The following is a 9,421-nucleotide window of genomic DNA, read 5'->3' as shown; positions in this document are numbered from 1 at the left end:
GCGCCGGAGCAGACCTCGCCGGCGGCGTGTACACCTCCGCTTTCCATCACAATCTCGATGCGATGCTGACCTCTATTACTCATTCGCCTCTCCCCGTTATTGCCGACGTCCACGGCCCGGCGGTCGGCGCGGGCACCCAGCTGGCCATGGCATGTGATCTGCGCGTCGTGGGGGAGAGCGGCTGGTTCAGCGTCCCCGTCGTCCGCCTAGGTATCGCCGTTGATCCGTGGACGATCCATCGTGCCGTCGAATTGCTCGGCGGTGCTCGGGCGCGGTCATTCCTCTACACGGCTGAGCGACTCGGTCCTGACGCTGCGGTAGCAGCAGGGTTGGCGTCGTCACGAGGAAACCACGACGACGCCTGGCAGGTCGCCGTCGATCAAGCCACGAATGCTCCGCTGACCTTGAGGTATCTCAAAGCCGTCTTTAATCAGATCGTTCCGACGGGAGTGGCCCAGGGCGGCTCCTCCGAGGGAACTGAGGATAACGGCGCTGACCTCACCGCTGTTCATGAGCGCTTGCGCGCAGAGTGTTGGGATTCCGACGATGCCGCCGAGGCAAGGGCTGCGCGGTCCGAAAAACGTTCCCCGGTGTTCAAGGGCAAATAGGCTCCGGCACAGGCGGCCCAGTGTCGCCGGCCCAGCGTCGGGACTCGAGCGCTGCCAACCCGGCCTCGGGAGTGAGCGTCGGGAGTCGAACGTCGATAGCCGAGTCGTGTTAATAAGGCGTTCTCTACAATGAGCACATGGCTCAACAACAGTCCGACGCTTCGTCGTCTCACGATCACGCGGCGTCGTCCGATTCTTCTGCTGCTGATGATGACCGTACTTTCCACACGGATCCGTCGGTGGGGTTGACCTCGCAGGAGGTCGAGGAACGTCGTCGTGACGGTAAAGGCAATACGCTGCCTGAACGGTCCGGCCGCTCAACCTGGTCGATTATCAAGGCGAATGTTTTTACCCGCATCAACGCGATGCTGGGCGTCCTCCTTGTCATCGTTCTGGCAACGGGATCGCTCATTAACGCGATGTTCGGGCTGTTGATCATCGCAAACTCGGGCATCGGGATTATCCAGGAGCTTCGCGCCAAGCGGACGCTAGACAAGCTCACCATCGTGGGCGAAGCGCGGCCCACCGTCCGAAGAGACGGGGAGGACCAGGAGATTTCCCGCGACGAGGTTGTGCTCGATGACCTCATCATTTTGAAGTCGGGAGTCCAGGTCGTTGTCGACGGTGTCGTCGTCGAGTCTGAGCACGTCGACATCGACGAATCCATGCTCACCGGGGAATCCGACCCCGTGGAAAAATCGCCGGGGGACGAGGTCCTATCCGGATCATTTGTGCAGTCCGGCCACGGGCTTTACCAGGCGACAAAGGTCGGGGCGGATTCGTACGCTGGGAAATTGACGGCGGCGGCGAATAAGTTCGAGCTCACCGATTCCGAGTTGATGACGGGCATCAACAAAATCCTTCGCATCATTACGTGGTTGTTGATCCCGACCGGAATCTTGACGATTTGGACTCAGCTGTTCCGCTCCGGGGATTCACTCCGCGATGCCGTGTTGGCCATGGTTGCCGCGCTCGTCCCGATGGTCCCCGAAGGCCTGGTGTTGATGACGTCGATCGCGTTCGCCGTCGGGGTTGTGCGGTTGGGTAAGTTTAAAGCGCTGGTCAATGAGCTGCCGGCGATCGAGGGTCTGGCCCGCGTCGACGTCGTCTGCACCGATAAAACCGGCACGCTGACGGAAAACAGAATGGTGCTCAACGACGTTGTGGAGGTGAAGTCGGAGCAGAAATCCGGTTCCACCAGCGATTCGTCGGTCGACGAACCACTCTCAGAATCGGACGAGGGATGGGTTCGCGTCGACCAGGAAGTTCTGGGCGCGTTGGTGTCGTTAATCGCGGCGGACGACGACAAGAACGACACCTCGGAGGCCATCGCCGAAGGAATCCACGATCTCGACTCGGACACCGAAGTCATGGACCCCACGGACACCAAGGCATTTTCGTCGGCACGAAAATGGTCGGGAGCCAGCTTTGGTGAGACGACGTGGGTGATGGGCGCCCCAGATGTTATTGCGCAACCGGGGTCGGATGCGGCCGAAGCGGCCGATGAGGTGGGGCGACGTGGTCTGCGTGTTCTGCTCTTGGCTCAGACGTCGAAAAAGCTCGACGACATTACCGCGACGCCCAAAGACCCCGGCGATGATGATCTCACTCCGCGGGGGCTGATCGTCCTTGAGCAGAAAGTGCGCGACGATGCGCCGGAGACGATCGAGTACTTTGACCGCGAGAAAATGCACGTCAAGGTCATTTCCGGCGACAACGCCGAGTCTGTGGGGGCTGTGGCGTCGTCGGTGGGTATTGATACTTCGAAGACCATCGACGCCCGTGAACTGCCCGATTTCGAATCCGACCAGGAGAAATTCGACGAGGTCGTGGAAGAGTCCACGGTGTTTGGGCGCGTGACTCCCGAGCAGAAGCGCGCGATGGTTGGCGCGCTGCAGCGCAACAATCACACCGTCGCGATGACGGGTGACGGGGTGAACGACGTGTTGGCCCTGAAGGACGCCAATATCGGTGTGGCGATGGGCGCAGGTTCCCCGGCGACGCGATCGGTCGCCCAGCTGGTGTTGCTCAACAATTCCTTTGCGACGCTGCCACATGTTGTTGCCGAAGGCCGCAGGGTCATTGGCAACATCGAGCGCGTAGCCAACCTTTTCCTGACGAAGACCGTGTACTCAGTGCTGCTGGCCCTGATCGTCGGCATCTTCGGAATGAGCTACCCCTTCCAGCCCATTCACGTGACCATGACCGGCTGGTTCACCATCGGAATCCCGGCGTTCATTTTGTCGCTGGCCCCGAACCACGAACGCGCAAAGTCCGGCTTCGTCAGTCGTGTCCTGTGGCTGGCGGTCCCGTCGGGAGTTCTGATCGGTGCCGTGACAGTCGGGTTCTGGCTGTGGGTCACACGAGGCGACAACTTTGACCGATCACAAGCATCGACGGCAACGCTGACTGTGATGATCACGATGGCGCTGTGGGTGCTCATTGTGGTTGCCCGCCCGTACAAGCTGTGGAAGATCGTCCTGCTGGTGGTCTCGGCCCTGGCCTATGTTGTGATTTTCTCGGTTCCGTGGATTGCACACATTCTGTTGCTGGATCCGACGAACCTTGGGCTGATGTCCCAGGCACTCATCGTCGGCGCGGTCGGATGTGTTGCTATCGAAATCGCGTGGTGGATTAGCCACACGAAGCGCGGCGATGCGGAGTTGTGGGACCACTCGGAGGCCGAGGGCGTGTTCAAATACTAAGCGCGCGCAGATCGCTCCGTGCCCGGTGGTCGTGCCCCGTGGCCGTTCCCGTGCCCCGTGGTGCGTCGTTGCTGTCCCCGCAGGCGGTCACGGTTGATTAGCTGTACATTGTGGTCAGGCTCATTCGATTCACGATTAACCAATCAGTAGGGTTGTCATCCATGACTTCAGTCCCAGTAGCCGACACAATGGCGGTCTCTCAGACGGTGCTGGCGTCGGGCCAGGCAAATACCGACACCATGATTTCGCTCACCGCAATTCTGGCGGTGGCACTGTTGGCTCCCATCTTGTCCTTCATGACGGGCAAACGCATTCCGGCCGTGGTATTCCTCATTGTTTTGGGCGTCATCATTGGCCCCAGCGTGTGGGGCGTCGCGGAGATCGATTCCGGTATTTCGATCTTGCGGCAATTGGGCTTGGGAATGTTGTTCCTGCTGGCCGGTTACGAGTTAGACACGGACTCGTTGCGCAGCAAAGAGGGCGGTAATGCCGCGTTGACCTGGCTCATGTGCCTCGTCTTGGCATTCATTGGTGCGCTGGTTTTCCTGAAAGGAAACGGAGCACTGACTGCGGTCACGCTGGCCATCGCCGTCACATCCACCGCCCTGGGTACCTTGCTGCCCATCTTGAAGCAGTCGGATTTATTGCGGACCAACGTCGGCAAATCCGTCATGCTCCACGGTGCTGTCGGCGAATTGATGCCCATCATGGCCATCGCTCTGTTGCTCTCCGCGAGGTCCATGGGCGTGACATTCCTGATCCTGCTCGCGTTCTTCGCCATCGCAGCCATGGTGGCGGTGGTGCCGCGAACCGTGGCCGCCCTCGTCCCGTGGGTGGGTCGCGCGATTATCGACGGTGCCTCGGCGACGAACCAGTCGATCGTCCGCATGGTCGTCCTGATGTTGGCGATCCTGATGACCGTCGCGGCGGTGTTCGACCTCGACGTCGTTTTGGGAGCGTTCGCCGCTGGTATTGTTCTGCGCGGTCTCGTCCCAGAGCGCGCCCACGGCCTCATCGAGGAGCGCTTGGACGTGATGGGTTACGGCTTCTTCATTCCCGTCTTCTTCGTGTGTTCCGGTATCAATATCGACGTGCAGACCGTGGGCGCCAACATTGGGCAACTGTTCGCTGTTGTCGGCGTCATTCTGGTGGCCCGCGGGGTGCCGGTGTTCCTGCGAGAAATGTTCACCAAGACCGGTTCGAAGCTGACGACGACGAACCAGAAGCTTCAGCTCGCCTGCTATGCCTCGACGGGTCTGCCGATCATCGTCGCGGTGACCGAAGTGGCGACGAATGCGCACCTGTTGGAAGAATCGGCGGCTTCTCTTCTGGTCGCTGGTGGTGCGGTGACGGTTCTGCTCTTCCCGCTCATTGCTGCCGCGCTTCAGCCAAAGGACAAGAGGAAGCTGTAACGCGGTTTTCTGGTCGCGGTGCTTGTCGGCTATCCTGGTTCTGTTTTGAGTTCCAGCCCCTGGTGGCGGAGGATCCGCGTATGTGGGCCTTTGCCAGGGGGAATGGTAACTGAGGTTTTTGCCCTAGTAGCTCAGTGGATAGAGCACGGCTCTCCTAAAGCCGGTGTCGGAGGTTCGATTCCTCTCTGGGGCACAATTTTGCGTTTATACATGTGGAAATTCTAGTGCGCTGTGTCGGTCTCCCAGGACCGTTGTTGTCGGCGCCCCGCTCTCACCAAGATTCAGCTTCATTAAATTTATTTTCAGTTGAGGGACGCGGTGGGTTAGGCTCCCCGCATGAAAAAATCTATTCACCCCATTGAGCGGTTGCGGGGGAGCGTTCAATCGCCACGACTGCCGGGGATCGATGTTGCCCGGGCACTGGCGATTTTCGGGATGATCGCAGCTCATGTTGCGTCGGGACCGTCGTCGGTAAGCATTATGGACCCGTCGACGTACCCAGCTCTCGTTCACGGACGACCAGCCGTGTTATTCGCTTTGTTAGCTGGTGTGTCTATCAGTTTGATGACGGGGCGCGGCGAGCGGCCAGCATCGGTTAGCGATGTGCGGGGAGCAAGGCTGAAACTTATCGGGCGCGCTCTAGCTATTTTTCTGATCGGCCTGCTGTTAGAGCAGCTTGGTACCGGAATTGCGGTCATTTTGACCTTTTATGGCGTCCTGTACTTCGTCGCTCTGCCTTTTGTGTGGGCGAAGACACGAACACTCGTCATCACGGCGATCTGCTTGGGGCTTATCGGGCCATCCTTGTTAGCGGTTATTCAGTACCTCTTACCCAAAGGGAACGTCAGCCCAACAATCGGACTGGTGCTCGGCGGGGTGTATCCGCTCCCTGTGTTCTGGGGCATTCTCCTGCTGGGGATGGCGCTGGGCCGGCTTCATCTGCAGAGCACCCGAGTGTTGGCTGGCCTTGTTGCTGTCGGGGTCTGTGCTAGCGCTGTCGGTTATGGTGTGGGAGCCATATGGGGCAGTGATGAAGAGCCGAAGAACGGATGGATCAACCAAGATAATGGGAATGGTGGTTCTCAGCCCGATTGGTCGGCGGTGATCTCCAAGTTAAAGAAGCAGAAAGCTAAGCAGGCTGATGGCATGCAGCCGGGAAATCCCGCGGCGGAATCATCGGGGGATGCGTCGTCAGACGAAGGAATTGAAAGCCGATGGGGTCAGTATTGGGACGGGCTTGGTAGTTCGAAACAACTGAAAGACTCCATCAAGAAGTCTGTTGTGGATTCAGCACCGCACAGCGGGGGCACTGCAGAATTCGTCGGGTCCGGAGGGTTTGCCCTCATCGTCGTAGCGTTGTGCCAGCTTGTCGTGTCACATGCGCGCCGGTGGTTTATACCTCTCGCTGTCACGGGGGCTATGCCGTTAACTATTTACACCGCGCACGTCATCGTCGTGTTTGTTCTGGGTGGCCCGGCGGGAACAGTGGTCTCTAATCCGCTCTACTGGTCACTCGTAATTGGTTCGGTGATCTTCGCAAATGGCTGGATGGCGTTTGTTGGGCGCGGCCCCTTGGAGCGATTCCCCCGTTGGCTCGGAAACAGGGCCGCAGGGCAGTAACTCTGCCCAGTAGAGCCACTGTCCAGTAGCGCCGCTAATTCTTCCGAGCAGAATTACCAATGGGTGCGATCAGGTACACCACCGGCAGCCCCACGACAAGGTTCATCACAGACTCGATAATGCCGTTGTAGAACGGCGTCGTTAATAAGAGCGGAAGAACGACTGCTGCGACCAGGACGACTCCGACGATCCAACTGTAAAACAGCGACGGCAGCGTTGTTCCAATGTTGAGCACCCACCACAATAACGCGGCGAAAATGGCCACGACGGCGGCGAAGATCGCGTAATACGTCCGGTCGATGGGCGGATACGTCCAGTTCACGTACGTGGCGATGCGCTCCATGACGAGTTCAAGAATCCATGCCACCACATAAGCGGTAATGGAGGCCACGATGGCAACTGCCACCACCGAGCCGATAAATTTCGGGATATCGAACTGGTCGCTGATCGAGGGGCCACTCTTCTGCGGCCGCGACTGCTGAGGCGCCGGCGACTGTGCGGGCGCCTGCTGATAGCTCTGATACTGCTGGTCAGAGTAATAGCCGGCGTCGTTATACCCACGATTGCTGTCGTTGTATCCCCGATTGCTAGGCGCGCCATATCCGCCAGAGTTATATTCCCGGTTGTAGCCGCCCGTCGAATACCCGTCATCGCGGTAATCCGAGTTCTCGGCCGAATACTGGCTCTCTGAACCCGAATAACGGTCAGAATAGCTACTGGGGAAAATCTCAGTTTCGTCGTTCGCGTTGTTGTAACGGGGGTCACCGTCGCGGTTAGGCATTAGCAATCAGTCCTTGGCGCTCTATAGAAATCGTGCGTAGGTATTCTACCGGCTCCAGCGCAGACTCCTAGCTCGCGTCGTGTGACGCCTCCTTTTCCACGATGGATTTGATCGTTTTCACCGTCGCCGGAATACCTTCCAGCGCGGCGTCACGTCGCTCATTGAGCTCTGCCTCCGCGTCATCGCCGTACTTATTGATGAAGAACCGGAAGCCTTCTTGAGTAACCTCCCAGGTTTCGGTCAAGGTGGAGCCGCCATCGTCGGCGGGTTCAATTTCATAACCCCATTCGACGACGCCACCGTTGACGGCCCACGAGAAAACCTTCGGCCGTTCGGCAGCAGTCACGACGGACTCCGTTTCCCAGGTGCGCTTCGGCGTTTCATTATGGCCGACGAACCACGCCCCGACCTCGGGCTCCGTGGGCGTTGTGCCGTCGTCACGCTCTTTCCACCACGTAGCTTTGCACACCGGGGACCATTCACCCGTCCGCGAGATATCCGACACGACGTCATAGACCTCGTCGGGAGTGGCGTCGATGGTGACAGACACCCGTCGGCGAAAATCGTCGGGATTAAACATGCTCGTATCGACGTCGGAGGATGTGTTGTCGTCAGAATTGTGTGGAGAAGTCATACCGGCCAGGGTAGGTGCTTTCGCGCGTGGCAGTAGCGGGGGAGGGGAGCCGACCTCCGTATGGGGGTGAGGCCGGACACGTTCCGGGTTGATAACACGAGCATCGGGGGGTCAAACGGAATAGCCTGAAAGGAAGTGGTTACGCGGTTGGCTGAGACCGTGTGACTAATACACCGCGCACGGTGACAGGTGCCTGAACCCCGTGCGTGCACCACAAACACTGGAGGATGACACGACCATGACAGAGAAACCGAGCTTCACTGACGTCAATGGACGGGAAGTGTACGCCAAGATTGAGGAGGGCGAGAACGGCCCGCAGCTGATTATTGGGACCTCTCAGCCGGATGGAACGGTGAAGCGTTCCCTCGTGCTGAACAAGTACGACGCTAAGCAAATGGCCGCGGTGTGCGAGGTGTACCTGCGGCAACAGTTCTCCGTCTCGTTCGCCACCGTGGACAGTATGCTCACCGCGGAAGACCGGATGAACATTTACCAGAACGAGATCGACGCGATCGAGGACCCCGAGACCAACCCCGACGACGACCTGCACAAAAGCTAGTTCTTTCCTGAGCAGTCGAGCCGATAGCTAGAGCCGCGGACTAAACATGGAGTAAACAGAGTATATGCGTTTACTCCGTGTCATTGGTATGGGAGCGGGAAGCCCGGGGCATATTAGCCACGATGCTGCCGCGGCGTTGGCGTCCTCGGATGCCGTTGTTGCCTTGGATAAAGGGGACACGAAGGCGGATCTTCTTGAGCTGCGCCGCCATATATTGGCTGCTCACGCGCCAGATCTTCCGTTACTCACTGTCGACGATCCGCCGCGTGACCGCCACCCCGCAGGAACCCCCGAGTATCACCGGGAGGTTCAGCGCTGGCACCAAGAACGCGCCCGCCTGCTGGCCGACACGATTACGTCCTCTCTGAGCGACGGACAAACGGCGGCATTTCTCGTGTGGGGCGATCCGTCGTTGTACGATTCCACCCTGCGCATCATCGAGCGGATGCAGAACCTGGGGTTGGAGTGTCGCACTGAGGTGTACCCCGGCATTACCGCTGTTCAGGCGCTTACTGCGGCTCACCGTATCCTCATCAACCGGATTGGTGAGCCGATCACTGTCACCACAGGCCGGCAACTACAGAAAGACCTGGACACACCCGATACGGCCTCGAGGACCAAGGCGGTGGCGAACACCGTTGTCATGCTCGACGGCAAAACCGCATGGACCCACCCCGGCATCGACCGCGACCACACCTACATGTGGTGGGGCGCCTACGTCAGCACGGATAAGCAGGTACTACGCAAAGGGTGGGTTGGCGACATCGCCGACGAGGTTGCACGGACTAAAGCGGAATTACGTGCGGAACACGGGTGGATCATGGATACGTACCTGTTGCGGTACTTCGATCCAGACGGCGATGACCAGCCAGAAACGCTCATGACGTAGAGGCTGGGTTTAGCCTCGCTAAAAATCCTTAGGACGACAGCTCTTCAACTTTGCGACGCACGTCGCCCGCCGGCGGATTCGTCGCGGTGGTGTCGTCGGAATACTTCACAGTGGGAACAACGCGGTTGCCGTCATTGACGCTTTCCACCCACTGGCCAGCCTCTTCCGACTGGTCAATGTCGATAAGAGAATACGGCGTTTCGGTGCGATCCA

At 59.0% G+C, this 9,421-nt stretch carries 8 protein-coding genes, 1 tRNA gene and 1 pseudogene; 7 read left to right on the top strand and 3 right to left on the bottom strand.

Annotated elements, in window-relative coordinates:
- The 5 genes from Q3981_RS09640 to Q3981_RS09620 all read left to right on the top strand — a co-directional run.
- On the top strand, positions 1–608 hold a 608-nt coding region (locus Q3981_RS09640), incomplete at its 5' end, for an enoyl-CoA hydratase (RefSeq protein WP_303125707.1).
- A 137-nt stretch (positions 609–745) separates the two neighbouring features.
- A complete protein-coding gene (locus Q3981_RS09635) occupies positions 746–3,313 on the top strand; it encodes an HAD-IC family P-type ATPase (protein WP_303125704.1) in 2,568 nt (855 codons plus the stop codon).
- A 188-nt stretch (positions 3,314–3,501) separates the two neighbouring features.
- Positions 3,502–4,725: a cation:proton antiporter gene (locus tag Q3981_RS09630; protein ID WP_303125709.1), complete on the top strand. Its 1,224-nt coding sequence runs from the start codon at positions 3,502–3,504 to the stop codon at positions 4,723–4,725.
- 120 nt (positions 4,726–4,845) lie between these two features.
- A tRNA-Arg gene (locus Q3981_RS09625) sits at positions 4,846–4,918 on the top strand.
- Between the two features lie 143 nt (positions 4,919–5,061).
- A complete protein-coding gene (locus tag Q3981_RS09620; protein ID WP_303125703.1) occupies positions 5,062–6,345 on the top strand; it encodes a heparan-alpha-glucosaminide N-acetyltransferase domain-containing protein in 1,284 nt (427 codons plus the stop codon).
- A gap of 34 nt (positions 6,346–6,379) precedes the next feature.
- Here the strand turns inward: Q3981_RS09620 and Q3981_RS09615 are convergent, their stop codons facing one another.
- Complete coding sequence (locus tag Q3981_RS09615; RefSeq protein WP_303125701.1) at positions 6,380–7,126, bottom strand: hypothetical protein; 747 nt, start codon at positions 7,124–7,126, stop codon at positions 6,380–6,382.
- Positions 7,127–7,193: 67 nt separating this feature from the next.
- Positions 7,194–7,760: an SRPBCC family protein gene (locus Q3981_RS09610; RefSeq protein WP_303125699.1), complete on the bottom strand. Its 567-nt coding sequence runs from the start codon at positions 7,758–7,760 to the stop codon at positions 7,194–7,196.
- 238 nt (positions 7,761–7,998) lie between these two features.
- Here Q3981_RS09610 and Q3981_RS09605 point away from each other — a divergent pair, with 238 nt between their 5' ends.
- Both Q3981_RS09605 and cobF read left to right on the top strand, forming a co-directional pair.
- Positions 7,999–8,319: a hypothetical protein gene (locus Q3981_RS09605; protein WP_148209622.1), complete on the top strand. Its 321-nt coding sequence runs from the start codon at positions 7,999–8,001 to the stop codon at positions 8,317–8,319.
- 64 nt (positions 8,320–8,383) lie between these two features.
- Positions 8,384–9,208, top strand: coding sequence for a precorrin-6A synthase (deacetylating) (gene cobF, locus Q3981_RS09600; protein WP_303125697.1), 825 nt, complete (start codon positions 8,384–8,386; stop codon positions 9,206–9,208).
- 28 nt (positions 9,209–9,236) lie between these two features.
- Here cobF and Q3981_RS09595 read toward each other — a convergent pair.
- Positions 9,237–9,421: pseudogene (locus Q3981_RS09595) on the bottom strand (NrdH-redoxin); the annotation flags it as partial.

This window comes from Corynebacterium sp. (assembly GCF_030530965.1).
Lineage (GTDB): Bacteria > Actinomycetota > Actinomycetes > Mycobacteriales > Mycobacteriaceae > Corynebacterium.
This window is presented reverse-complemented; position numbering and strand designations above follow the sequence as displayed.

What these genes read in the sequence shown, in the direction of transcription:
- Q3981_RS09635 (WP_303125704.1), top strand. Translation starts at nt 746, where the DNA reads ATGGCTCAACAACAGTCCGACGCTTCGTCGTCTCACGATCACGCGGCG.
- Q3981_RS09630 (WP_303125709.1), top strand. Translation starts at nt 3,502, where the DNA reads ATGGCGGTCTCTCAGACGGTGCTGGCGTCGGGCCAGGCAAATACCGAC.
- Q3981_RS09620 (WP_303125703.1), top strand. Translation starts at nt 5,062, where the DNA reads ATGAAAAAATCTATTCACCCCATTGAGCGGTTGCGGGGGAGCGTTCAA.
- Q3981_RS09615 (WP_303125701.1), bottom strand. Translation starts at nt 7,126, where the DNA reads ATGCCTAACCGCGACGGTGACCCCCGTTACAACAACGCGAACGACGAA.
- Q3981_RS09610 (WP_303125699.1), bottom strand. Translation starts at nt 7,760, where the DNA reads ATGACTTCTCCACACAATTCTGACGACAACACATCCTCCGACGTCGAT.
- Q3981_RS09605 (WP_148209622.1), top strand. Translation starts at nt 7,999, where the DNA reads ATGACAGAGAAACCGAGCTTCACTGACGTCAATGGACGGGAAGTGTAC.
- cobF (WP_303125697.1), top strand. Translation starts at nt 8,384, where the DNA reads ATGCGTTTACTCCGTGTCATTGGTATGGGAGCGGGAAGCCCGGGGCAT.